This window comes from Nonomuraea aurantiaca, assembly GCF_020215705.1.
GTDB lineage: Bacteria > Actinomycetota > Actinomycetes > Streptosporangiales > Streptosporangiaceae > Nonomuraea > Nonomuraea aurantiaca.
Genome location: NZ_JAIWNB010000016.1, coordinates 110,997 through 135,799, shown reverse-complemented (window position 1 = coordinate 135,799; position 24,803 = coordinate 110,997). Strand labels below are relative to the sequence as shown.

Sequence of the window (24,803 nt, the reverse complement as noted above, 5' to 3'; positions counted from 1 at the left end):
GATCGGCTGACCATGGATTTCTTCTCCCCGGTGATCGCCGGGTTCGGGGTCGTCTTCCAACCGGAGAACCTGTTCTACTGCCTGCTCGGCGTCACGCTGGGCATGCTCGTGGGCGTCCTGCCCGGCCTCGGGCCCGCCGCCACGATCGCCATCCTGCTGCCGGTCACGTACAACATCGAGCCGACGGCCGCGATCATCATGCTCGCGGGCATCTTCTACGGCGCCCAGTACGGCGGCACGATCACCTCGGTGCTGCTGCGGCTGCCGGGCGAGGCGTCCAGCGTGGTGACCGCGATCGACGGTCACGAGATGGCCAGACAGGGCCGGGCCGGCTCCGCGCTCGGCATCGCGGCGATCGGCTCCTTCATCGGCGGTACGGTCGCGGTCATCGCGCTCACCTTCGTCGCCCCGCTGGTGGCCGGGTTCGCGCTGGACTTCGGCCCCGCCGAGTACACGGCGCTGGCGCTGCTGGGCATCCTGCTGGTCTCGACGCTCGGCACCGGCTCCACGACCAAGAGCATCCTGATGGCCACCGTCGGCCTGCTCCTGGCCACCATCGGCCAGGACCCGCTGGCCGGCACCTCGCGCCTGACGTTCGGCAGCGACCAGCTGCTCGACGGCATCGACTTCGTGATCGTCGCGATGGGCCTGTTCGGCGTCGGCGAGATCCTCTACAGCCTGGAGTCGCTGCGCGGCAAGAGCGCCCCCGCGCCCAGCGTCGGCTCCGTCTACCCCTCGCGCCAGGACCTCGGCGAGTCCAAGGGGGCCATCACCCGCGGCTCGCTGGTGGGCTTCATCCTCGGCATCTTGCCCGGCGGCGGGGCGACCATGTCGTCGATGGTGGCGTACGCGGTGGAGAAGAAGGCCGCCAAGCACCCCGAACGGTTCGGCAAGGGCGCCATCCAGGGCGTCGCCGGACCCGAGACCGCCAACAACGCCGCCGCCACCTCCTCCTTCATCCCGCTGCTCACCCTGGGCATCCCGGCGAACGCGACCATGGCCATCATGTTCGGCGCGCTGCTGCTCCAGGGCATCACGCCGGGGCCGCTGCTGGTGCAGGAGAAGCCGGACCTGTTCTGGGGCGTCGTCAACTCGATGTACGTCGGCAACATCCTGCTGCTGGCCATGAGCCTGCCGCTGATCGGGATCTTCGTGAAGATCCTCCGCATCCGGGCCGCCATCCTGGCGCCGCTGACGATCCTCATCACCATGATCGGCGTCTACACCGTCCGCATGAACGTCTTCGACATGTTCCTGATGGTCGGTCTCGGGATCGTGGGCTACCTGATGAAGAAGGTCGGCTTCGAGCCGGGGCCGCTGGTGCTGGCCTTCGTGCTCGGCAGCCTGCTGGAGTCGTCCTTCCGGCGCTCGATGCGCCTGTTCGACGGCCAGTTGACCGGCTTCTTCGGCCAGCCGATCGCGGCGACGCTGCTGGTGGCGATCCTGCTCATCATCGTCGTCCCGCCGCTGAGCCGGTCCCTTCGCAAGCAACGTAGAAAGGTCGCAGCATGACGGTCATCGTGGGATATGTGCCCAACCCGCTGGGCCGGGTCGCGCTCGAGCACGCGATCGCGGAAGCCGCGCTCCGAGGGGCGCCGCTGAAGATCCTCAACGTCTCGCGGCCCGGCGCCTACGTCGACGCCTCGACCGCGGACGAGGCGGAGGTCAGGCGCCTGGTCCCGGAGTCGGTGTCCTACGACTTCGAGCAGGTGGCCGAGGACGACGTCGCCGAGGCCGTGCTCGCGGCGGCGCAGGCGGCCTCGGCGAGCCTGATCGTCATCGGGCTGCGCAGGCGCTCCCCGGTCGGCAAACTGATCATGGGCAGCAGCGCCCAGCGGATCCTGCTCGAAGCCGGCTGCCCGGTGCTCGCGGTCAAGGAGCCGGTTGTGCAGTGATGGTCCCCGCCTTGACGAGCCGGTCGACCGCCTCGGCGATGGCCTCCAGCGAGGTGTGACGCGGGCGGTGGCCCAGCAGACGCTCGGCCTTCTCCATGGAGCAGTGGGGGCTGTGCGCGATGTGGTCGTAGGTGATGCGGGCCTGCTCCTCGGACACCGTGTCCCGCCACTGCTCCCACGGCAGGTAGGCGAGCCGGGCCTCCCGCCCGAACCAGCCCGCCACCGCCTCGGCGTAGCCGCGCAGCGTCAGGGCGGTGGTGGCGACGGAGTGGAAGCTCTCGCCCACGGAACCGGACGGGTTGGCCAGCGCGTCCATGAACAGGCGGGCCACGTCGTCGGCGTGCACGTGCTGGACGGTCTCCATGCCCAGGTTGGGCAGCGTCACCTCCGTGCCGTCGGCCAGGGCCTGGAACACGGCCGGGTCGAGGTTGCCCGCCGGGTTGACCGGCATCCATCCCGGGCCGGTGATGTGGCCGGGATGGACGACGGTGGCCGGGAAGCCGTCACGGTGGGCGCGGTCGAGCAGGTGCGCCTCGATGGCGGCCTTCTGACGGCCGTAGTGCGCGATCGGCCGCCGTGGCCGATCCTCGGTCGTGGGCACCCGGGTGCTCGGACCGTGCACCCAGATCGTGCCGCAGTGCAGGAAGTGGCGTACGCGGCCGGCCAGCGCGGCCGCCAGGCTGCGCGCGCTGGACTCCTCGAAGCAGATCAGGTCGATGACGACGTCCGGCTCCAGCGCGGCGATCCGCTTGCCGAAGGTGTCCGCGGCCTCCTCGGCCTCGCGGTCGGCGGTGACCGTGGTGACCCACTGCCAGGCACCGTGCGGGGTGTACGGGCCCCGCCGGCCCCGGCTCACAGCGACCACGTCGTGCCCCGCGTCGACGAGACGGGGAACCAGGTAGGTGCCGATATGGCCGCTCGCGCCGATCACCACTACACGCATGGACTACAGATTAGTACTCGTAGGCCCCGGCCTCGATCGTGCCGTTCCCGCCCACCGTGGCTCCGCCCAGGTCGACGGGGTTGAACTTCTTGACGCCGAGACCGATCGCCGGACTCCCGCTCAGCAGCCGCAGGGGCCTGCTCGGGTCGAACTTCGGGTCCCTGCGCACGTTGGCGGTGCCCGCCGTCATCTGGTACTGGCCGCCGTAGAAGACGTTGTGGTCGTTGGCGGTGAAGGTGGAGTCGGCGTAGGCGCTCTTCTTCGCGGCCACGACGATGTTCTGCGACAGCTTGAAGTGCGCGTTCGTGCAGCTCGCGTAGCAGACGACGCCCTCGGCGTCGGGGTTGGGCAGGTTCATCGAGTTGTTGCGGAACACGGTGCCGAACACCGGGCCGTTCGTCTCGATCTCGCCGTCGTCCTTCACCGGGCCGCGGGTGACGATGCCGGAGCGGGTCCTGTCTCCGTAGATGCCGTTGTACTCGAAGACGTTGCCGGAGGTCCCGTCGGGGTCGTTCGTCGATCCGTCGTCGTTGCGGCTGGTGCCCAGCTCGGTGAAGGTGTCATTGTCAAGCGCGAGGTTGTGGTGGACGTAGTTGCGGGAGCCCATGAAGATCTCCACGGCCGCGCCGTCGAACTCGTAGTCGTAGCTGAAGGCCACCGATCCGGTGATGGTGTTCCAGCCGATGTTGGAGTCGTCGCCCTGCACCAGCATCGCGAACGCGCCGGAGTCGTCGTTGTCGTTCTCCTCCTGCGGCGTGAGCTTGCTCATGAAGTTGTTGTTGACGAACTCGTTGCTGGTCACCGAGGTGTACCGGGCACTCGTCTCGATGTAGACGCCCGCCGCCGCGCCGGTGATGTAGTTCTGCTCGATGACGTTGTTGCTGCCGCCCACCTTGATCCCTGCCCACGAGCAGCGGCCCTGGTCCTGGTCCACGCCGATCTGCAGGTTGTAGACCTCGATGTGGTCGCCTCCGAGGTACAGGCAGGCCTCGATGTCGTCCTTGAGCACCGGACGGGCGCCCGTGCCGTAGGCGTCGACGACGATCGGGTTGTCCGCCTCGCCCGACTTGGTGATGGCCAGCTGCCCGGACCACGTGCTGCCGCGGCTGAGCATGAGCTTTTCGCCCGGCTCCAGGTCCGCCGTGGAAGCTTTGGCCAGCGTCTTCCACGCCGTGGCCGGGGAGTCGCCGGCGGCCGAGTCGTTGCCGTGGACGCTGTCGAGGTAGTAGGTGTCGATGTCATCCGCGGAGGCGGGGGCCGCGACGGCCCCCGCGAACGCTAACGCGAGGGCCGCCACACCCGCCGCGTACGACGTCAAGTTTCGGGTCGATAAGTTCCAGGCGCGCAACTGAGTTCTCAGCCTCCTGATCGCGGTGACGAAGAAGCCAGATGAAGATCATCTGGCTTGCGGGGTCACTGTAACCGCGACGCCTGGATAATTTCGACACCCAAAATGACCATTTTGTATCCGGAACGTGTAAGGAAGCCGAAAACCATCACCAAAGGGGCGTCAGACGATCACCCTGCACACCAGGGCGTCGGACGTGCCCCGCCTGGCGCTCATGACGACCTCCGTGGTGAGGAACTTGCACGCCAGGTAGGGGTCCCCGGATCCGGCGTACTGCGGCGGGCCGCCGGTGCCGCTCGCGTAGCACCTGAGGCCGCCCGCCTCGTAGAAGCCGATCCACGAGGCCGAGCTGACCTTCGCGTGGCAGTAGTCGCCGATCGACGTCGGCCCGAAGGTGACGTCCATTTCGGCCGCCTGGGCGGGCAGGGCGGCGGCGAGCAGGGTGGCGGCGACGACCGAGGTCAGAGTGAGGACACGACGAAGCACAGCGACTCCAGGGTTGGGGGGTGAACACTCAACCGGAGTATCTGTTAGGAAAGTTTCTTGTGCAACAGGTGGCCCTCGACGGAAAACTCCCGTCATTTGGTTGAAAGCCGGTACCGTACCAGCCATCTCTGACGGATCACCGCATTTCGCAGGCCGACAAAGCAGCCCGCGAATGGCTCGCCACCCCACCCCTGTGCGCGCCGTCGGAGCCTCTGGACGACCGCGAACGGGTTTGTCGGTCGAGGTCGCTAACGTTCGGCGCAGTTGCACAGCAGGGGCTGGAAAACCCCTGCTCATTCGACGTTCGTGCACGGTGAAAGGCGGGGACCGTTGGGTTGGCTGGCAGCGGGCGACGGGTATGAGGTCGCCCTCATAGAGGGCCGGGTGGCGGCGCGAGCCACCTCCGGCCGGGCGGCGGGACGGCAGCTGAAGTCGCTGCCGAAGGCGTTGCGCGATCATCCCGAGGTGGACCGGCTGCGTCGCTTCGCGGAGTGGCTCGACCGGCACGCCGCCGCGTGCGTGGCGCAGGTGGACCTCTGGATGGTCTCGTCCCTGCCGGTGCCGACCGGGCTGCTGGCCCGCGTGTGGCCCGACGAGGCGTGGCAGTCGGCCCTGCGGGACCTGGCCGTGGTCGGCGACGACCCCGACGAGGTCGGCTTCCTGCGGGACGCCACCGACACCGGCGAGCTGCGGGTGGTCAACCTCGACGGCGAGACCGTACGCCTGTCGCCGCGCACGGTGACCCTGCCCCATCCCGTGCTGCTGCCCGACCTCGACGACCTGCGGGAGTTCGCCGCGGAGCTGGGCGTGGTCCAGAAGGTCGAGCAGATCCACCGGGCCACCTGGCGCAAGCCTGCCGACCTCAAGGCGACGGAGACGGCCGTGTCGGAGTTCTCCGGCGGCACCTACGACTCCAGGTTCGGCCTGGCCGCGCGGGCCACCGCGCTCGGCTACCGGGTCTCCGGCGGCTACGCCACCTGCCGGGTCCGCGACGGCGGCAGCCTCTCGGAGGCGGCCGTCTGGATCGGCGAGCCCTACTGGGACGGCGAGATGACGACGGGCGACCTGAGCTGGCAGGACCTCGACGGCAGGACACTGCCGCTGCGCGAGGTCGGGCCGGTGGCCTGGTCGGAGGGGATGCGGATGGCCGCGGCGCTCTACGCCGGGCGGCGGGTCGAAGAGGGGAAGGACGCGTGACGATGTCTCAGGCTACAGAACCGGCGTCTCAGGGTGCGGAACCGCGGCAGGCGTCTCAGGCCGCGGAGCTGCTGAAGGCCGGGGCCGTGCTGCCGCTCGGCACCGAGGGGGCCGGCGAGCGGGCGGTGCCGATGACCGCCCGTACCTACCGCCATCCCGGCCTGGACGACCGGGTGGTCGTGCGGCTGGTCGCCGGGGAGCTCGGCTCGGCCGAGGACCTGGCCGCGAGCTTCCTGGGCCTGGCGCCCGACGGGGAGCCCGCCGAGGTCGGGCTGGGCCTGCGGCGCTCGCTCGGCTTCCCCGAATGGGTGCTGGTGCACCACCCCGAAGACGGGCATCACGCGCTCGCCGTCGTGCCGGAGCTGGAGCGCGCGGCCCGGCAGGCGAAGTCCAAGCCGAAGGCCGCGCTCGACGCCTACCAGCAGCTGGCCGCTCAGCTGGCCGCGTCCGTGCCCCACTTCCTGCCCACGTTCTATGAGCAGTGCGGCCGGGTGTTCCTGGGCGTCGAGAACGCCGCCTACGCCGCGCAGATGTTCGCCAGCGCGCGCCGGGCCGAGGCGCAGCACGGGCTCGCGATCGACGAGGACCGGCTCGACGAGGTGTTCCTGGAGTTCGCGCTGGCGGGGGCGCTGCCGGTCAAGGTGCTGTCCGGCTACGCCAAGGAGCTGGCCGCCCGGGTGCCCGCCGACGAGGCGCTGCGCCGCTTCACGCGGCTGTGCGTGCGGCGCACGGCGGGCGGGCTGCCGCCGTCGGCGCAGATGACGACGGACCTGCGCCGCCTGGCCAAGGCCGCCAGGGTGGACGTGGACGCGGCGGAGCAGGCCTACCTGGCCGAGCTGCTCGCCCTGCCGGCCGCCCATCGGGCCGCGACGGGCTGGTGGAAGGCCCACCGTACGGGGATCGCGGCCCTGGCGTCGCGGGAGCCCGAGGTGCGGGTGACGCTGCTGAACATCATGCCGGAGTCCCGGGACGAGGAGCTGGCGGGCCTGTGGCTGGAGATCCTCGAGGCGTCCGGCGCCACCGCCGGCCTAGTCTCCGGCGAGGTGCCGGAGCGGCCCGGCGACGGCACCGTCGGCTGGCTCGAACGGTTCCTGAAGGCACGCGACCACGGCTGGCGCGTGCCGTCCCGCCTGCCCGACCTCTACGCGCTGGTGGAGCGGGCGGCCGGCCGGCTGCGCGCCGAGCTGGCCGAGCAGAAGCGGGCGCTGACGGTCTCGTATGACGTCGACCTGCTCGATCTGCTGCTCGCCCTCGGCCTTCCGGTGCGCGATCCCGAGGACAACAGCTCGCTGCGGCTGGAGCCCTGGGCGAAGGGGGAGGGGCAGCGCGCCCTGGTCGCCCTGGCCGCCGACGGCCGGTTCCGGTCCGCCTTCGAGCGCGCGGCTGACGGCTTCAGCGACGACGAGGACGGCCGGCGGGCCATCCGCCTGCTGGCCAAGTCCCCCGGCGGCCGGCCGATGCTGGCCGAATGGACCCGCAAGGTGGCGCTGCGGTCCACGGCCGCCGGGCTGCCGGACCTGCCGGACGCCCTGCGACGGCTGGCCTGGCTGCCGGGCGAGGCACTGGTCCTGGCCGAGGAGGACGTACGCCGGGCGGCGGCGGCGCGGATCGCGCCGGTGCTCGCCCGCACCCTGCGCGCAGGGCTGTTCGACGAGCTGGGCTGGCCGGCCTGGGAGGAGGCGGCCGCGTCGCTCGTACCGAAGAAGGACGTCGACGACATCGTGGTCGCCGACGCCTGGCCGTACCTGCTCACGGCGGGCGCCGCGCAGGCCCGGGTGCTCGGTCCTGAGGGCACCGTGCTCACCCACGACCTGCGCATCCCGGCCGGAGACTCCTGGAACGACATCGGCCTGCACTATGTGGACGGCGAGCTGCTCGTCTACTGGCAGTCCCGCCACCTCGAGTATCGGCTGCGCGGCTACTGGCACACCGCCCCCGACCGTCTGCACCCGATAGAGGGCGCCACCGGCACCCGCGGAACGCGCATGGACTGGTACCGCGGCGACGACGCGGTCACCCTGCCCCTGCCCGGCGGCGGGCGGACCACCGGTCAGGGGGTTGTGCACCCGGGCGACACGGCCCTCCCCGCGGAGTCGTCGGTGATCACCGACGGCACCTCCTACTGGGTGTGGACCTGGGACGGCTCCGATTACCGCACCGCCGACTGGTACGAGTACGACCCGGCCGGCGGACAGGTGGGCAGGAAGGCCATGCCCGCCTTCCTCGCCGACGCGCTCCGCGACGCCCCGGCCGGCAGCGAGTTCCATGCGGGATGGCTGCTTCCCGCGCCCTCCGACGAGGCCACCCCCGTGGGCACGCCCGTGGGCGGGCTGTTCGGCTGGCGCGTGGTGCGGCTGCCCGACGGGTCGATGCGCGGTGAGGACGTCTCCGGCCGTACGTTCACCCTGCCGCCCGACGCCGGGACGCCGGCGCGTGCCCTGATGTTCCCCGGGGACGACCGGCCACGGACCATCGTCAAGGGGGGCTACCGGCTCAACCTGGTCGATCCGGACGGGGTGGTCACGGCCGTGGCCCGCACGGACGACGCCCCCGGCCACTTCGCCATGGGCAGCCTCATCCTGCCGCCGGTGCGCTACTGGTGCTACCTGCGCCCGAGGGATCCGGAGGGCTCCGCGGCCCTGCGCGCCCTCGACCTGGACACCGCGGAGGCCCTGCTTGAGGTCGCCGGGGAAGAAGACCTGGAGGCGCGGGTCCGTACCCTGCTTCCGCAGGTCAGCCATGACGCGCTCGTGGCCGGCATCGCCGGAGTCGTCCGTTTCGCCGGGACCCAGCAGAGCTCGCTGCACACCGTCGCGGCCAGGCTCGCCGAAGCGCTCGCCGGCGGGCACCAAGAGCAGGCGCCCGCCGGTCCCACGGACTCCCTGCTCGACCAGGCGCTCCGGGGGCTCGGCGACTTCGTCGAATACTCCTGGCGCCTGGGGGCCGACAGCGCCTTCCAGCAGATCCGGACGATCGGGCGGCGGCGGCTGGCGTCGGCGTCGGCCCCGTCGGTGTCGGCTCCGTCGAGGTTGGGCCGCACCCACCTCGACCTGCCGGAACTGCCGGAAGCCGGCCTGCGATGGGACCCCTTGCTCGACCACACCGCCGCCCTGGCCTTCCGCGTCGCGACGGAGACGGTCGAGGAGGAACACCGCGCCACGCTGCACGACCTGATCCGCGCACTGGGCGAGGCCGGGCTGCCCACCACGGCCGATCCGTCCCGCTGGCGACGGATGGACCTGCACCTCGACAAGCGCCTCCTGATCAAGCCCGACGGCAACTGGCGCGACGGCAACTGGCTCGGGACCCTGCCACTGGACGATGGCGCGTTCCTCGCCTTCGTGAGCTCGGGATCCCCGAACGACTCCGGCTGCGTGTGGTCGGCGCTGTTCCACGACCCGGCCGGGCGGTTCGACGTCCCCCACCCCTACACGGTCCGGTCCTCGGCCCCGGTCGGGGTGGCGCGGGAGGCGGGCTGGCTGGAGGCGCTCTTCACCGAGCTGGCCGCGCGGGGACCGGCGCCCTGGCGGCCCGAGGCGGCCGAGGAGTTCGCCCGGCTCACCGGCGTCTCCGAGACGACGGCCCGGCTCATCGTGGCGGGTCTGCCGTCCGTGGACACGCACGAGCGCAACTTCCTCACCAAGGAACTCCGTACCACGATCGGCGTGAAGCTGGCCGATGCCACCGTCGCCAGGGACGAACTGCGCAAGACGGACGCCGGCATCCGGCGGGCGGTCGTCGCGGCGCTCCTGCCCAGCGACCCGGCCCGGCTCTGGAGCGACGGCCCGGACGTGGCCGCCGCGGCGGCGCTGTGGAACGACAAGGTCGGGCCGCAGGCGGCGATTCCCGAATGGCTGCTCGGAGAGGCGGCTCGCGCGGTGCGGGCCGGCTGGGACACGAGCCGGGCGCTGCGAGCCCTGCTCGACCCGGCCGCCTCGCCGGAGCTGAGCCACGACCTGGCCTGGACCGTACGCGGCGACCGGGTCAGGCCCGTCGACGACAATGCCACCGGGTTAACCGCCAGCTCGCTGATCATGGCCGTCACCACCGCGCGGTGGCTGGCGTACCGGCTGCCCGCCGGAGATCCGATCCGGGCCGCGCTGCCGAAGGCGCTGGCCGCGGTCCACGAGCGGCTGGCCAACCCGGGCCTGCTGCTCGACCTGGGCCGATACGTCGACCTGCCCGCGTTCAGGAAGGCCGCCGGAGCCCCGACCGAGACCGGCCAGGGCTACGAGAGATACGGCGCCGTCGTCATGGCCACCCATGACGACAGACCCGCCCCCGCCATCCGGGTAGCGTCGCTGGACGCGGCAGGTGCGGATCCGTACCTGCGCGCCCTGCTCGGCACCGAGGAGCCGTTTCCCGCCGAGATCGCGTTGCGGACCGCCCGCGACCCGCGGTTCGCGGCGCTGCTCGCCGATCCCGGCGACCCGGTGCAGGGGGAGCGGGACGCGGACGGGACGTGGTGGCCGCAGGATCCCACCCGGTCCGTACCCGATCTGGTCATCGAGGTGGCGAAGGAGTACGGGCTCGGCGAGGACGCCGCGGCCCACTACCTGATGCTGCTGGCCCTGCCCGATCCCACCGACCGCAACGTCGCCCGGTGGACGGGCTGGAAGCCCGCCCGGCTCAAGGCGGCCCGCGCCGAGCTGGCCGCGACCGACCTCGTCGTCGAGGCGAGCCGGAGCCGGGCGGCGCGCACGCTGTTCCTGCCCGGCGGGTGGGCGGAGCAGAGCGCGCCGCTGCTTCCGGTGGAGCAGTGGAAGCTGGCCCTGTTCGACCTGACCGCCTATGACGGCATCCCGATCGAGCCCGTCGCCGACCTCTACGCCAAGGCGTGGCAGCGGGTGCTCGACGGCGACGGGCCCCGTTTCGAGGAGCTCAAGGTCAAGCGCGGACGGCGACGCTGAGCCCGCTTCCTCCCCGACTCTCTTAAGGACTTCACCTCATGACCCTGACCGAAGACCGGGCTCCGGCCCGGCAGGTGCTCTCCGCCGAAGAGCGATACGCCGACGAGCTCGCCTTCCTCGCCTCCTACGACGACGGCCCCCGCCCGCCCGGCTGGGCGCTGACCCCGCGCGCGGTGGTGACCTTCATCTGCGGCAGCAACGGGGAGACCCTGCAGGGGCCCACGTCCCGCATGAAGGTGGCCACCAAGTTCGTCGGCGAACGCGCCCTCGTCGAACGCTGCGTGGTGACCCTCGCCGGCGAACGCGGCCTGCTGCTGGTCGGCGAGCCCGGCACCGCCAAGTCGATGCTGTCGGAGCTGCTGGCCGCCGCCGTGTGCGGCACCAGCGCGCTCACCGTGCAGGGCACCGCGGGCACCACCGAGGACGCCTTCCGCTACGGCTGGAACTACGCCCTCCTCCTCGCCCAAGGCCCCAGCCCCGCCGCGCTGGTCGACTCCCCGGTGCTCACGGCCATGCGCTCCGGCCGCGTCGCCCGGGTGGAGGAGATCACCCGCTGCCTGCCCGAGGTGCAGGACGCCCTGGTGTCGATCCTGTCCGACCGGCGGGTCAGCGTACCCGAACTCGCCGGCACCGAGGACGCCCAGGTGGCGGCCTCGCCCGGGTTCACCGTGATCGCCACGGCCAACCTGCGCGACCGCGGCGTCTCGGAGATGTCGGCCGCCCTGAAGCGCCGGTTCAACTTCGAGACCGTCGACCCCATCTCCGACGCCGAGGCGGAGACCACCCTCGTACGCCGCCAGGCGACCGCCGTGGTCCAGCGGGCGGGCGCCGCCTTCGGCGTGGACGACGCCGTGCTCGACGCGCTGGTCACCGTCTTCCGCGACCTGCGCTCCGGGCGCTCGGCCGAGGGCTGGGACGTGGAGCGCCCCGGCACGGTCATGTCCACCGCCGAGGCCGTGCAGGTCGCGGCCTCGCTGGGGGTCGCGGCGGCGTACCTGCCCAGTGGGGACGTCCTCGACCTGGTGCCGGGGCATCTGCTGGGTGTCGTACGCAAGGACGATCCCGCTGATCACGGGCGGCTCCTCGGCTATTGGGACGGGCCGGTGCGACGGCGGGCCGAGGACGGCTCCGCGATGTGGCGCCGCCTCTGGGACCTGCGGGAGAACCTCCGTTGACCACCCAGGACATCGATCCGCCCGCCAAGTCCGCGGGTGCCGACCAGCCGGGTCAGTCCGTGGAGTCTGCTCTGTCCCCCCAATCCGGCCAGTCCGTGGGGGCTGTGGAGACGGGCGAGCCTGTGGTGGCCGTCCGGTCCGCCCAGGTCGCCGACTCCGCGCGGTCCGGACAGACGGCGCGATCCGTACAGACCGCATGGTCCGATCGGGTGGCCGACCACGACTGGGGCGATGATCCCAGGCGGGTGGTCGACGCGCTGGCTGCCTCCGCCCGGCCCTTCCTGCTTGGGGTGCGGCATCACAGCCCCGCGCTGGCGGTGGCCCTGCCCGCACTGCTGGACGCCGCCGACGCCGAGGTGGTCTGCGTCGAACTGCCGGGGGACTTCCAGCCGTGGCTGACCCACCTGGCCGACCCCGGAACCGTCGCACCGGTCGCCCTCGCGGGGTCACGGGGTGACGGGGGGCTGGGTTTCTACCCGTTCGCCGACTTCTCGCCGGAGCTGGCGGCCATCCGATGGGCCTGGAAGCGCGGTGCCGAGGTGCTCTGCTGCGACCTCCCGCTGTCCGACCCCGGCTGGCACGCCACCGGCCAGTCCCCGCTACCGGGCCTGGCCGAGGGCTCCGGCACGTCGCAGGAGACGCCGCTGGGTACGGCCGAGGACCCCGGTACGGCGTCGGATGTGGTGGATCAGTCCGGCATGGCGGAGGATCCCGGCACTCAGCCGGGGCCGTCGGCGGGTGAGGTGGGCTCGCGAGGGATGTCCTTCGCCGAGGCGCTGGCCGCCGCGGGGACCGGCCGCGATGGGGACGACATGTGGGACCGGGCCGTGGAGGTCCTCGCCCCCGGCTGCGAGCCCGAAGCGGTCCGCCGCGCCGCCCTCGGCGTCGGGTGGGCGTTGCGCCGGGACGCGGCGGAGGCAGGCGGCATCCCCGCCATGGACCTGGCCCGCGAGGCGCACATGCGCCGCGTCATCGCGGGCGCCGCAGCCGGCGGGCGGCGCGTCGTGGCAGTGGTCGGCGCCTTCCACGCACCCGCGCTGACCTGGCCAGACGGAGACGGCGCCACCGGCCCGTCCGCAGGTGACAGCAGCGTCGGCTCGTCTTCGGGCGGTGGCAGCGCTGGTCCCTCCGCGGGCGGTGGCATCACCGGTTCGTCCGCAGGCGACGGCTTCTCGTCGGTCACCTCGCTCGTGCCGTACGCCTTCGACCTGCTCGATTCCCGGTCCGGCTACCCGGCGGGGATCCGGGACCCGCGCTGGCAACAGGCGGTGTTCGCGGCGGGTGGCGATCCCGAGCGGGTCAGGGACGGCGCCGCCCGCGCCATCACCGACCTGTGCCGGGAGCTCCGCGCCGCCGGGCACACCGCGGGCACCGGGGAGGCCGTCGAGACGCTGCGGCTCGCCTGCGACCTGGCCCGGCTGCGCGGCCTGCCCGCCCCCGGCCGGGGCGAGCTGCTGGAGGCCGTGACGACCGTACTCGGCCAGGGCGAGCCCCTGGGCCGGGGGCGGGCTCTGGCCAAGGCGCTCGACACCGTGTTCGTCGGCACCGAACGCGGCCGGACCGCGCCTGGCACGCCACGTTCGGGGCTCGGCCCGGCCGTCGAGGCGGATCTCGCCGCGCTCAGGCTCCCGTGCCCGGATGATCCCGAACGCCGTGAGCTACGCCTCGATCCGCTCCGCTCCGACCTGGACGCGCGCCGGGAGGTTCTCCTGCGGCGCCTGCTGGTCTGCGGCGTCGGCTACGGCGAGCCGATCGAGGTGGTGGGCACGGGCGATTCCACCGCGCTCACCACCAGATGGCGGATGGCCTGGACGCCGGCGGTCCCGGCCCTGCTCGACCTGGCGGGTGTACGTGGCGTGACCCTGGCCCAGGCGGCGGCCGGCACGTTGCGGGAGACGTTCCGCCGCGAATCCGCGGAAGGGGGGTCCACCTGCGCCCTCATCCTCGACGGGCTCCGTGCCGCGGCCGGCTGCGACCTGCCCGACCTGGTCGCGGACCGCCTGGCCGACGCCGCCGTCGCCCTGCCCGCCACCGCCACGCTCAGCGAGCTGCTCGATGCCCTCGACCTGCTGGAGGCGCTGCGCCGACAACACCTCCCCGGCACCACGCCGGAAGCCCGCCAGCACGCCACCGAACTGGTCGGCACCCTGCTGGAGGCCGCGGTCCGCGCCCTGCCCGGCCTGGCGGGCAGCGACCAGCCGGAGGACGCGGTCGCCCTGGTCGCCCTCGCTTCGCGGGTCGGCGAAGAGCGGCTCGGGCTGCGGATCGACGACGCCCTGGCGGTGCTGGCCCGTACCGCGTCCCCGCTCATGCAGGGCGCGGCCCTGGCCGCCCGGGTGCTGCTCGACCTGGACGGCGCCGACGCGCTCGGCGACCGGGCCGCCGGCTGGGTCGACACCGCCACCGGCCCGGACGGGCGCCTGCGCCTGAACCGCCTGCTGACCGGCGTGCTCACGGCTGCGGGGCCGCTGCTCCAGTCGGCGCCGGCGGCGCTCGACCCGCTCATGGACCGCGTGGACGGCTTGCCGGACAAGGAGTTCCTCGCCCGGCTGCCGGCGTTGCGCGGCGGGTTCGACACGCTCAGCCCGGCCGGCCGTACCCGGTTGCTGGGGGCGGTGTCCGAGCGGCTCGGCGACCGGCTCGACCTGGCGCTGGACGCGCCGCCCGCACTCCTCGCCCTCTGGACCGCCGCCGACGCCGCCGGCCTGACCGCCTTGAACGCACTCCGGCTCCCTATGCCTGCCGTGGCGGGCGCGCCATCCGACAAGCCGGACGGGCGGACCGTATCGGCTGGGCGGCAGGCGGACGCGGTTCACCGCGAGGAGGCGAAGCCGGTTCACCGCGAGGAGGCGGAGACAGTACACCGCGAGGAGGCGAACACTGTCCTTGCCGAGGTGGGGTCGTCGCTGGGCGGTGAGGTGGAGGCGGTCCTTGCCGATCCACCGTCATCGCTGGGCGGCGACGCGGACGTGGCTCTGCCCGAGCCCCCGCCCCCGGTCGACGAGGACAGGCGCGCTGAGCAAAGGCTGCTGCCGGCCGACCGGTGGCGGTTGCTGCTCGGGCGGGAGTCCGAGCGGCTGCCGGCCGGTGCCCGTGCGTACGCGCGCGCCCTGGACGAGCTGTACGGCTCAGGGCGCGGGGAAGGCGCCAACGACTTCGGGCCGGGCGGCGACGCCGGCGGCAGGGAGCACCCGTTCCCCACCGCCCGTGAGTGGGGGGAGGAGCTGGAGGCCCTCTTCGGTACCGAGGTACGGGAGGAGGTGCTGGCCAAGGCCGCCGATGCCGGACGCATCGACGTGCTCGGCGAGCTCGACCCCGCCTCGGTACGGCCGTCCGTCGAGCTGCTGACCTCCGTACTGTCCCTGGCGGGCGGCCTGCCGGAGCAACAGGTCGCCAAGCTGCGGCCGCTCGTACGCCGCCTGGTGGAAGAACTCACCAAGGAGCTCGCGACGCGGATGCGGCCCGCCATGACCGGCCTGGCGACCCCGCGCCCGACCCGCCGTCCGGGTGGGCGGCTCGACCTGCCGCGCACCCTTCGAGCCAATCTGTCGCACACGCGCCGCCTCGACGACGGCCGGCTCGTGGTCGTCCCGGAACGCCCGGTGTTCAGCACCCGTTCCCGGCAGGAGGCCGACTGGCGGCTGATCCTCGTGGTCGACGTGTCCGGGTCGATGGAGGCGTCGGTGGTGTGGTCCGCTCTCACGGCCGCGGTGCTGGCGGGCGTGCCCACGCTGTCCACCCACTTCCTGTCGTTCTCCACGCAGGTGATCGACTTGACGGACCGGGTGGCCGATCCGCTGTCCCTGCTGCTCGAAGTGCGGGTCGGCGGGGGTACGCACATCGCGGCGGGACTCGCCCAGGCCCGGTCGCTGGTCACGGTGCCGAGCCGTACGCTCGTCGTGGTCGTCAGCGACTTCGAGGAGGGCTACCCGATCGGGGGCCTGCTCGGTGAGGTGCGGGCGCTGGCCGGGTCCGGTGTCCACCTGCTGGGGTGCGCGGCCTTGGACGACAGTGGCGTACCCCGTTATTCGATTCCCGTCGCCCAGCAGCTCGTGGCGGCCGGCATGCCCGTCGCCGCCCTCAGCCCGCTCGCCCTCGCCCGATGGGTGGGCGACCGCCTCCGGGGAGAGAACCGATGAATGCCCCCACTTCGCTACCGCCGGTGGCGCCGCAGGTGGTCGCCGCCGCGGTCGAGAGCCTCACGTCCCGGCTGCGCAAGAAGCTGGACGCGGCGATCGAGCAGTACGCCGCCGTACCCGTCGTCGCCGACGCCGAGGGCATCCGGATCACCTGTGGTGAGGACGCGGTGGTCACGCTCACGCCGGGGCCGTCCGGTGCGATCGTCGACGACGACCAGGCGAGGTGCAGCTGCCTCCTGGCGCCACGGTGTCTGCACCGCGCTGCCGTACTGAGTGCCTGCCCGGTGGCGGACCCGGAGTCGATGGAGGTGGGCATCTCCGGGGGCTCCCTCGCAGACGTCGACCCGCTCGGCACCGATATGGTCGCGGGGTCCGCGCCCGATGGGACGCCTACAGACTCGGCCACAGAGCCCGCGCACGCGGCGATCGCGGGGCCAAGCGCCGCGCAGGCAAGCACCACAGCGCCAGGCGCTGCCCAGGCCGCAGGGAGGAACGCCACTCAGGGCACTTTGGGGCCAGGTGTCGCTCCGGGAGCAGCGGGACCAGGTGTCGGGCAAGCGCCGGTTGCCGCGCAGGTGACGGCCGCGTCAAGTCTGTGGGCCGCCGCCGCGGCCATCCTGTCGGCCGGGGTGCCCGCGGCCGGCGCGGTGCCGCAGGCCGAGCTGCTCAGGGCCGCACACTCGGCCAGGCTGGCCGGGTTGCCCAAGGCCGAGGCCGCCGCTCTGCGGGTCGTACGCGGGCTGCGGGCCGCCAGGGCCCGACACGAGGGCCACCGCCTGGCCGACCTGGTGTCCGCGCTGCGCGAACTCCTGCTCACCGCGGGCCGGCTGGCCGGGGCCGACCCCGACCCCGCTCTGGTCGGCAGCGTGCGCCGGAGCTATCAGCCGGGCGGGAGCCTAAGGGTGTACGGCGTCTTCCGGGAGCCGGTGATCAGTGCCACCGGCTACGGCGGTGTGGTCACCCACCTCGTCACGGAGGATGGCCGATGGTTCTCGGTGGCAGACGTCAAACCGGGCGGTCCGGCCCGTGCCCGTGGGGCCGCCACCGCGCCCGTCTCGATCGGGCCCGCCATGCTGAACCACGCCCAGCTGGCCAAGGCGGGGCTGCTGATCACCGGAGCCACGATCTCGCCGGACGGGCGTCTGGGGGCGGGCGGCGGCGTCCGGGCCACTCCGGTGAAGGGGATGCCGTGGACGGAGGGGCCGATGGCGGCCCTGTTCGCCCGCCCGCTGGCGGAGGCGGTCGGCCCCCGGCTCTCCGGGCACGCCTGGAGCGAGTCAGACACGGAGGACAAGGCTCGCGAACCAGTCGGATGCGACCTGGTGATCGTCGGTGCGGCGGGCGACCACGTACTCGCCCGCGAGCTACTACCCGCGAGTGACCACCTGACTGCCTCGGGACCCGCGAGCGACCACCTAGCTGCACCGGGACCCGCGAGTGACCCCCTGAAGGCCCCCGGAGCGAGACCCGGCGGCGTACCATCAGCCGATCCCTGGAACCCGGTACGCGCGCACGGCCCCCTGATCCGGCTCGTCCCGGCCACCAGTCACCCAGACCTGGCCCATGTCGCCAACCTCCAGCGGCTCGCGTCCCGCCCCGGTCTGCTGGTGCGGGTGGTGGGCAGGGTGGATCCCGACCGGGCGGCCACCCTGCGCCCGCTCGCGGTGGGTCCGGTGCCGGGCGCCGAGGCGACGCTCCGCCTTCCGGCCGAATGGCAAGACAGGGCCGACCTCGGGTACGACCGCCTGCAGGGCTCCCACCTCCCACCGCAGGACGCGTGCCTGCCGGGGCAGCCGGGCGCCGGGCCCGAGGTGGACCCGGTGGCGAGCGCACCGCTGTGGCGGGTTCGACGGCTGGTCGAGCTGGGCGTCTCCGGCGGGCGGCGCGCGGTGGCCGAATCGGCGCGTAACGGTGACTCCCACGCCCCGCTGCACCGGGCCGGGTTCCGTGCCGCCGCCGACCTGGCCACCACGCTCACCGCCGAGGCCGACCGCAGGTCGCGCGACGTGTTCGGCCGGTTGGCGGACTCCGGCCCCGACCGGTACGCATGGGCGTGGCTGGCCGCGGCCACCCACCTCGTCGCCACGGAACGAGCCATGATCCAAGCCTCCTGGCAGACGGATCCCGCTACATGATCGTCGACGACCAGGCGCTCGTACGGACCAGCCTGACCATGATCCTTCAACCGGCCGCGGGCAGCGCGATCGTCGTAGCGGCCCGTGACCGCCGCGACGCCGTGGTCCGCCATCGCACGTCGTGCTCATGGGCGTGAGGCAGTGTTCAAGCAGCCGCCCCGGACAAGCGCATCGGCGCCACGACGGAGATCGCCCAGGCCGTTCTCTTCCTCGGCGGCCCCCGATCGCGCTTCGTCACCGGCGTGACAATCGCCATCGATGTGGCCGTACCGTTGTCTGACCGCCCTCGAACGGCCGTGGCCCCCCGCTACCACGGCCTCTGCCCGCCGCGGCCTCACCCCCGCAGGCTGTGGCCGGTGCACGAGGGCAGCGATCAGCCCTCTACCCTTCCCCATATAAGAAAGGTTTTTGACGACATGTTCGCAGACGTGGAGCGGAGCACCCGGTGACTGACTCGACCATCATTTACACGCACACTGACGAGGCCCCGGCCCTGGCGACGTATTCCTTCCTGCCAGTGGTCCGTGCGTACGCCTCGCAGGCGGGCGTCGCGGTGGAGTCCCGTGACATCTCGCTGGCCGGGCGCATCCTCGCGGTCTTCCCCGAGTACCTGAAGGAGGACCAGCGGATCAACGACGACCTCGCGGAGCTGGGGGAGCTGGCCAAGACCCCCGCGGCCAACATCGTCAAGCTGCCCAACATCTCGGCCTCCGTCCCGCAGCTGAAGGCGGCCGTCGCAGAGCTGCAGGCCAAGGGCTACGCGCTGCCGGACTACCCGGACGAGCCGAAGACCGACGAGGAGCGGGAGATCCGCGCTCGTTACGACAAGGTCAAGGGCTCGGCCGTGAACCCGGTGCTGCGCGAGGGCAACTCCGACCGCCGCGCTCTCGCCTCGGTCAAGAACTACGCCAAGACCCACCCGCACCGCATGGGCGCCTGGACCTCCGAGTCCAAGACCAACGTGGCGACCATGGGCGTGGACGACTTCCGCTCCACCGAGAAGTCCGCGGTGATCTCCGAGGCCGGTTCACTGCGCATCGAGCTGAAGGGTGACGACGGCTCCACCATCGTGCTGCGCGAGTCCGTGCCGGTCCTCGAGGGCGAGGTCGTCGACGCCTCGGTGATGCGCGTCGCCGCCCTGCGCGAGTTCCTCACCGCGCAGGTCGCCCGTGCCAAGGAGGAGGGCGTCCTGTTCTCCGTACACCTGAAGACCACGATGATGAAGGTCTCCGACCCGATCATCTTCGGTCACGTGGTGCGCGCCTTCTTCCCGAAGACGTTCGCGAAGTACGGCGGGACGTTCGCCGCGGCCGGTCTGACCCCGAACGACGGTCTGGGCGGCATCTACAAGGGCCTGGAGAACCTGCCCGAGGGCGCCGAGATCAAGGCCTCCTTCGACGCCGAGCTCGCCGAGGGCCCGAAACTGGCCATGGTCGACTCCGACAAGGGCATCACCAACCTGCACGTGCCGTCCGACATCATCGTCGACGCCTCCATGCCGGCCATGATCCGTACCTCCGGCCACATGTGGGGCCCGGACGGCCAGGAGCACGACACGCTCGCGGTGCTCCCGGACTCCAGCTACTCCGGCGTCTACCAGGCCGTGATCGACGACTGCCGCGCCAACGGCGCCTACGACCCCGCCACGATGGGCTCCGTCCCGAACGTCGGCCTGATGGCACAGAAGGCCGAGGAGTACGGCAGCCACGACAAGACCTTCGAGATCCCCACCACGGGTACGGTCCGCCTCGTCGATCAGGCCGGCAACGTCGTGATCGAGCAGACGGTCTCCGCCGGCGACGTCTTCCGCGCCTGCCAGACCAAGGACGCCCCGATCAAGGACTGGGTGCAGCTCGCCGTCACCCGCGCCCGCGCCACCGGCGACCCGGCCGTGTTCTGGCTGGACGAGGACCGCTCCCACGACGCCGTGCTCATCGAGAAGGTCAAGCAGTATCTGACGGAGCACGACACCGAGGGCCTGGACATCCGCATCCTGTCCCCGGTCGAGGCGACCAAGCTGTCCGTGGAGCGCATCCGCCGCGGCGAGAACACCATCTCCGTCACCGGCAACGTCCTGCGCGACTACCTGACGGACCTGTTCCCGATCCTGGAGCTGGGCACCAGCGCCAAGATGCTGTCGAGCGTCCCGCTGATGGCGGGCGGCGGCCTGTTCGAGACGGGCGCCGGCGGCTCCGCCCCGAAGCACGTCCAGCAGCTGGTCAAGGAGAACTACCTGCGCTGGGACTCCCTCGGCGAGTTCTTCGCGCTGGTGCCGGCCTTCGAGCAGTACGTGAAGACGACCGGTAACCAGCGTGCCCAGGTCCTCGCCGACACCCTCGACCGCGCCACGGCGACCTTCCTCAACGAGGACAAGTCCCCGACCCGTCGCGTCGGCGGTATCGACAACCGAGGCAGCCACTTCTACCTGGCCCTGTACTGGGCGCAGGAGCTGGCCGGCCAGACCGACGACGCCGACCTCGCCAAGGCGTTCGCCCCGCTCGCCGAGACGCTCGCCGCCAACGAGCAGAAGATCGTCGACGAGCTGATCTCCGTCCAGGGCAAGCCGGCCGACATCGGCGGCTACTACCAGCCCGACCCGGCGAAGGCCGCCGCGGTCATGCGTCCGTCGGCGACCTTCAATGAGGCGCTCTCGACCCTCGCCTGACCTGCGGTCCGCCGTCCTTCAGATGATCTCTGGCCGAAGCTCGGGCGATCCGGGCGGCACTGCCGTCCGGCCCGGTAGGCCAGAGATCCTCCTCAAGGTGGGGCCCGGGCTAGACGAAAGGAGAAGGGGCCGCCGCTGAGCTCGCCATACGATCGGATCCATGGCCGAACGTGAACCCCTGGTCATCGGGCCGTCCCTCTGGCGGCTGGCCGATCGCGCCATGCCCAGAGCCCTGGGCGTGGGGGTGTTCCTGGCGACGTTTCTCTCGGCCGTGGGCCGTCCGGCCGAGCTCGTCGTCGGGCGGCCGCTAACGCTCGGCTCGGTGCCGGAGTTCGCGCTGGTCCTGGCCGTCGCGCTGGCGTCGGCGGGTGCGGTCTGGATGGCCCCGCGGCGGAGGTGGCCGCTGTTCGCCGTCGCCTTCGCGGTCCTGGTCGCGTTCGGGACGTGGTACGCGCTCTGCGCCGCCTCCTACGTGGCGGCCACCACGTTCCGGCGGCGCGCCCATCTGGCGGCCTATCTGCTGGCCGTGGCCGCGGTGGGAATTCCGCTGCACGCCTTCGGCCCGTCCGAATTCTGGCCTTCCATGGGCGCGTTCGCGCTGTTCGTGGCCCTGCCGCTCGTCGCCGGGCTGTGGGTCAACGCGCGCCGCGAGATGCTGCGCGAAAGGGCGGAGCATCTCGAACGCGAGCAGACCGCCCGCGCCGAGCAGGCCCGCGCGCAGGAACGGGCCAGGATCGCCCGTGAGATGCACGACGTGGTCGCGCACCAGGTCTCGCTCATCGTGCTGCAGGCCGGAGCCCTCCAGGTGAACGCCTCCGACGAGAGCGTCGCGACGAGCGCCGGCCAGATCCGGGCGACGGGCCGGGAGGCGCTGTCGCAGCTCAGGGGGGTGATCGGCGTGTTGCGTTCCCCTGAAGCTGAAGGTGCGGGGCTGGCTCCCCAGCCGGTGCTGCGGGACCTCGACGGGCTGCTCGACCAGTCGCGCATCGCGGGCCTGCCGATCGTACGGCGCGACGAAGGGGAGCCGCGCCCGCTCCCGGCGGTGGTGGAACGCGCCGCCTACCGGGTCGTACAGGAAGGACTGACCAACATCCACAAGCACACGGACCGGACCTCGGCGGAGGTACGGCTGGACTACACGCCCGCCGAGCTCCTCGTGACCGTGACCAACGCGCCGCCGGCCCGCCTCGTCGCGCCGTCACCCGGCAGCGGTCTCGGGTTGGTGGGCCTGCGCGAGCGGGTCGAGCTCCTCGGGGGCGAGCTGAGCGCGAGCAGGGCGCCCGACGGCGGGTTCGCCTTGACCGCGCGCATTCCCGCCCCTGACGGGGACGCCGCGTGATCCGGATCCTCCTGATCACGCGCATCTCCGCCCACGAAGGAGACGCCGCGTGATCCGGGTCCTGATCGTCGACGACGAGGCGCTCGTACGGACGAGCCTGACGCTGATCCTGCGACCGGCCGAAGGCATCGCGGTCGTCGCCGAAGCCCGTGACGGTCGCGACGCCGTCAACGCGGTGGTCCGTTACCGGCCGCACGTCGTGCTCATGGACGTACGCATGCCCGGAATGGATGGCATCGCCGCCGCCGCGGAGATCGGCCGCCTGGCGGACGCCCCGAAGGTCATCATGCTGACGACGTTCGACCTGGACGAATACGTTCACAACGCCCTGCGTGCCGGGGCGGTGGGCTTCCTGCTGAAGGACTCCGAGCCGGACGACCTCGCCGACGCCATCCGTACCGTGGCGTCCGGCAGCGCGATGCTCGCGCCCACCGTCACCCGGCGGTTGATCAGCATGTTCGCCGAGCGGAAGAGCTCCCGGGCCAACGCGGCCCGGGAGCGGCTGGCCGCCCTCACCCCGCGCGAGAGCCTGGTGGTGCGCGCCGTGGCTCGCGGGCTGTCCAACGCGGAGATCGCCGGAGAGCTGTCGATGAGCGAGGCGACGGTGAAGGCCCACGTCAGCCGATCCCTGGCCAAGCTCGGCCTGGCCAACCGGGTGCAGGCCGCCATTCTGGTCCACGATGCCGAGCTTGACGTCTGATCAGCGGGGCCGGGTTGGAGTCCCTAGGGACGCACGACGTCGCGCAGGTCGGCGCCGCGGATGACCTGGACGCGCCACGGGGTCAGCCGCAGGATGTGCAGCTGAGGGTCGGCGGGGCTTGTCCAGAAATTGCCCAGCTCGTACCCGGCGCCGGGCGGGCTGCCCTTGCGGTAGAGGTTCCAGGCCCGGCGGGTGAGCGTCCTTTGGCGTCCACGGTGGTCATGGTGGCGTACACGATGTCGCCGATGTAGGCGGCGAACTGATCCTCGATCTCGCCGAACGAGGTCACCTTGATGGTCATGAGGTCCTCACACCGAGGTCGGGGCGGACACAGGGGTGTTCTGCGGCGCTTCGGGACAGGCGGTGCGGCGGGAGATCCCGAAGGCGGTGACCAGGGCACCGGCGACCGCGGCCGCGACCGGGACGACGAGGGCGAACCGGAGGGAGTCGAGCATCGCTTCAGGTGTGGTGGCGTCACCGAGCGCCGCCACGCTCACCGCGGTCACCGCCGACAGCCCGAGCGCGGTGCCGAACTGGAAGGAGGTGTAGAGCAGGCCACTGGCCAGGCCGTGTTCGTGCTCCTCGATCCCGTCGGTGGCGGCCATGGTCAGCGGGCCGTACGCCAGGGAGAAGGCCAGGCCGAGCAGGAGCATGCTCGGCAGCATGGCGGCGTAGGTCCAGTCCATCCCGATCGGCAGGAAGAGCGCGTACCCCAGGGCGGCGACCACCAGCCCACCGAACAGCACGCGGGCGTTGCCGAACCGGTTCACCAGCTGCGGGGTGAGCGTCGGCGCGAGGATCGTGTCCATGCCGATCACCAGCATGGACAGACCGGTCTGCAGACTGCTCCAGCCGCGTACCTCCTGCAGGTAGAGGGTGGCCGCGAACTGAAATCCGGCGAAAGAGGCGAGGAACAGCAGCGCTCCCAGGTTGGCCCGGACGAGCGCGCGGGAGCGCAGGATGCCCAGCCGTACCAGGGGGTTGGCCGTCCGCCGTTCGATCAGCACGAAGATCGCCAGCAGGGCGAGGCCGGCGCCGAACACGCCGAGTGTGCCCACCAGGCCGTTGCCGGGGTGCTCCAGGCGGACCACGCCGTACACCAGCAGCAGCATCGCGCCGGTGATGCTGAACGCGCCGGCCAGGTCGAAGCCGCCCGACGGGCGTTCGTGCACCGCGCTCTCCTTGAGCAGGATCACCGCCGCGACGAGGATCACCGCCGCCATGAGCACCGGCGCGAAGAACACCCATCGCCATCCGATCGAGGTCAGCAGCCCGCCGGCGACCAGGCCGAGCGAGAAGCCGCCCGCGGCCGTGCCGGCGTAGACCCCGAGCGCCTTGATACGTTGCGGCCCTTCGGGGAAGTTGCCGGTGATCAGCGAAAGCCCGGCGGGCGCCATGAATGCGGCCGCGACCCCGGTTACGAAGCGGGCGACCAGCAACATCCACCCTTCGGTCGCGAAGCCTCCCAGGCCAGAGAAGACCAGGAAGACCGTCAGCCAGAGCAGGAACATCCGCCGGCGGCCCAGCAGGTCGGCCGCCCTGCCGCCCAGCAGCATGAATCCCCCGTAGCCGAGCACGTAGGCGCTGACCACTCCGCTGACCACTCCGCTGAGCAGGCCGGTGGACAGGCCGAGATCGGTCCGGATCGACGGCAGTGCCACATTCAGCATCGCCACGTCGATCCCTTCCAGGAAGACGGCTCCGGCGAGCACGAAGAGCACTCCCCAGGCGCGGGCGTTCATGCGGTTGTTCGATGCGGGCATCGATATGGACATGATCCACTCCTCTCGAAAAGCACAGGACCGGCCATGGTTCCTCAACCGCTTGCCGGTTCCTTCTTGTAACCGGCCAAATCGTCGTGCATCATGCGA

16 protein-coding genes are annotated in these 24,803 nt (G+C 72.0%); 11 read left to right on the top strand and 5 right to left on the bottom strand.

Translation table 11 applies throughout. The annotated features are described in order from the left end of the window. The first annotated feature begins 12 nt into the window (after positions 1-12). Both LDL49_RS32750 and LDL49_RS32745 read left to right on the top strand, forming a co-directional pair. Complete coding sequence (locus LDL49_RS32750) at positions 13-1,512, top strand: tripartite tricarboxylate transporter permease (RefSeq protein ID WP_225296777.1); 1,500 nt, start codon at positions 13-15, stop codon at positions 1,510-1,512. After that, positions 1,509-1,895 carry a universal stress protein gene (locus LDL49_RS32745; protein ID WP_225296775.1) on the top strand — a complete coding sequence of 129 codons (387 nt, stop codon included), beginning with the start codon at positions 1,509-1,511 and terminating at the stop codon, positions 1,893-1,895. Before LDL49_RS32750 ends, LDL49_RS32745 begins: the two co-directional genes overlap by 4 nt. On the opposite strand, the gene LDL49_RS32740 is transcribed toward LDL49_RS32745, so the two are convergent. The 3 genes from LDL49_RS32740 to LDL49_RS32730 all read right to left on the bottom strand — a co-directional run bounded on the left by LDL49_RS32740 (position 1,873) and on the right by LDL49_RS32730 (position 4,672). Next, on the bottom strand, positions 1,873-2,838 hold the full coding sequence (locus LDL49_RS32740) for an NAD-dependent epimerase/dehydratase family protein (protein ID WP_225296773.1): 966 nt from the start codon (positions 2,836-2,838) through the stop codon (positions 1,873-1,875). The genes LDL49_RS32745 and LDL49_RS32740 overlap by 23 nt on opposite strands. A 10-nt stretch (positions 2,839-2,848) precedes the next feature. Then, complete coding sequence (locus tag LDL49_RS32735; protein ID WP_225296771.1) at positions 2,849-4,156, bottom strand: hypothetical protein; 1,308 nt, start codon at positions 4,154-4,156, stop codon at positions 2,849-2,851. Positions 4,157-4,348: 192 nt separating this feature from the next. Beyond that, a complete protein-coding gene (locus tag LDL49_RS32730; protein ID WP_225296769.1) occupies positions 4,349-4,672 on the bottom strand; it encodes a hypothetical protein in 324 nt (107 codons plus the stop codon). A 330-nt stretch (positions 4,673-5,002) separates the two neighbouring features. Here LDL49_RS32730 and LDL49_RS32725 point away from each other — a divergent pair, with 330 nt between their 5' ends. The 9 genes from LDL49_RS32725 to LDL49_RS32685 all read left to right on the top strand — a co-directional run bounded on the left by LDL49_RS32725 (position 5,003) and on the right by LDL49_RS32685 (position 22,932). Further along, positions 5,003-5,869, top strand: a complete 867-nt coding sequence (locus tag LDL49_RS32725; RefSeq protein ID WP_225296767.1) for a DUF4132 domain-containing protein — start codon at positions 5,003-5,005, stop codon at positions 5,867-5,869. Positions 5,870-5,871: 2 nt separating this feature from the next. Next, a complete protein-coding gene (locus LDL49_RS32720; protein WP_225296765.1) occupies positions 5,872-10,779 on the top strand; it encodes a DNA-binding protein in 4,908 nt (1,635 codons plus the stop codon). Positions 10,780-10,817: 38 nt separating this feature from the next. Continuing rightward, positions 10,818-11,954: an ATP-binding protein gene (locus LDL49_RS32715; protein ID WP_225296763.1), complete on the top strand. Its 1,137-nt coding sequence runs from the start codon at positions 10,818-10,820 to the stop codon at positions 11,952-11,954. Next, positions 11,951-16,093: a vWA domain-containing protein gene (locus tag LDL49_RS32710; protein ID WP_225296761.1), complete on the top strand. Its 4,143-nt coding sequence runs from the start codon at positions 11,951-11,953 to the stop codon at positions 16,091-16,093. The genes LDL49_RS32715 and LDL49_RS32710 overlap by 4 nt, the downstream gene beginning before the upstream one ends. Continuing rightward, entirely contained in the window at positions 16,090-18,228 is a 2,139-nt protein-coding gene (locus tag LDL49_RS32705) for an SWIM zinc finger family protein (protein ID WP_225296759.1), read from the top strand. The genes LDL49_RS32710 and LDL49_RS32705 overlap by 4 nt, the downstream gene beginning before the upstream one ends. Further along, a complete protein-coding gene (locus tag LDL49_RS32700; RefSeq protein WP_225296757.1) occupies positions 18,225-18,365 on the top strand; it encodes a response regulator in 141 nt (46 codons plus the stop codon). Before LDL49_RS32705 ends, LDL49_RS32700 begins: the two co-directional genes overlap by 4 nt. 308 nt (positions 18,366-18,673) lie before the next feature. Further along, entirely contained in the window at positions 18,674-20,893 is a 2,220-nt protein-coding gene (locus LDL49_RS32695; protein WP_225296755.1) for an NADP-dependent isocitrate dehydrogenase, read from the top strand. Positions 20,894-21,053: 160 nt separating this feature from the next. Beyond that, on the top strand, positions 21,054-22,232 hold the full coding sequence (locus tag LDL49_RS32690) for a sensor histidine kinase (RefSeq protein WP_225296753.1): 1,179 nt from the start codon (positions 21,054-21,056) through the stop codon (positions 22,230-22,232). 49 nt (positions 22,233-22,281) lie between these two features. After that, on the top strand, positions 22,282-22,932 hold the full coding sequence (locus tag LDL49_RS32685) for a response regulator (RefSeq protein WP_225296751.1): 651 nt from the start codon (positions 22,282-22,284) through the stop codon (positions 22,930-22,932). An 82-nt stretch (positions 22,933-23,014) separates the two neighbouring features. Here LDL49_RS32685 and LDL49_RS32680 read toward each other — a convergent pair whose 3' ends face one another. Both LDL49_RS32680 and LDL49_RS32675 read right to left on the bottom strand, forming a co-directional pair. Beyond that, the gene (locus LDL49_RS32680) at positions 23,015-23,233 is read right to left on the bottom strand and encodes a hypothetical protein (protein WP_225296749.1); all 219 of its coding nucleotides are present in this window, start codon (positions 23,231-23,233) and stop codon (positions 23,015-23,017) included. Between the two features lie 7 nt (positions 23,234-23,240). After that, positions 23,241-24,707, bottom strand: coding sequence for an MFS transporter (locus tag LDL49_RS32675; protein ID WP_225296747.1), 1,467 nt, complete (start codon positions 24,705-24,707; stop codon positions 23,241-23,243). Positions 24,708-24,803: the final 96 nt, after the last annotated feature.

Excerpts from the sequence above, each read along its gene's own strand:
- LDL49_RS32750 (WP_225296777.1), top strand. The coding sequence starts at position 13 with ATGGATTTCTTCTCCCCGGTGATCGCCGGGTTCGGGGTCGTCTTCCAA.
- LDL49_RS32690 (WP_225296753.1), top strand. The coding sequence starts at position 21,054 with ATGGCCGAACGTGAACCCCTGGTCATCGGGCCGTCCCTCTGGCGGCTG.
- LDL49_RS32680 (WP_225296749.1), bottom strand. The coding sequence starts at position 23,233 with ATGACCATCAAGGTGACCTCGTTCGGCGAGATCGAGGATCAGTTCGCC.
- LDL49_RS32675 (WP_225296747.1), bottom strand. The coding sequence starts at position 24,707 with ATGTCCATATCGATGCCCGCATCGAACAACCGCATGAACGCCCGCGCC.
- LDL49_RS32715 (WP_225296763.1), top strand. The coding sequence starts at position 10,818 with ATGACCCTGACCGAAGACCGGGCTCCGGCCCGGCAGGTGCTCTCCGCC.
- LDL49_RS32720 (WP_225296765.1), top strand. The coding sequence starts at position 5,872 with ATGTCTCAGGCTACAGAACCGGCGTCTCAGGGTGCGGAACCGCGGCAG.
- LDL49_RS32700 (WP_225296757.1), top strand. The coding sequence starts at position 18,225 with ATGATCGTCGACGACCAGGCGCTCGTACGGACCAGCCTGACCATGATC.
- LDL49_RS32740 (WP_225296773.1), bottom strand. The coding sequence starts at position 2,838 with ATGCGTGTAGTGGTGATCGGCGCGAGCGGCCATATCGGCACCTACCTG.
- LDL49_RS32745 (WP_225296775.1), top strand. The coding sequence starts at position 1,509 with ATGACGGTCATCGTGGGATATGTGCCCAACCCGCTGGGCCGGGTCGCG.
- LDL49_RS32705 (WP_225296759.1), top strand. The coding sequence starts at position 16,090 with ATGAATGCCCCCACTTCGCTACCGCCGGTGGCGCCGCAGGTGGTCGCC.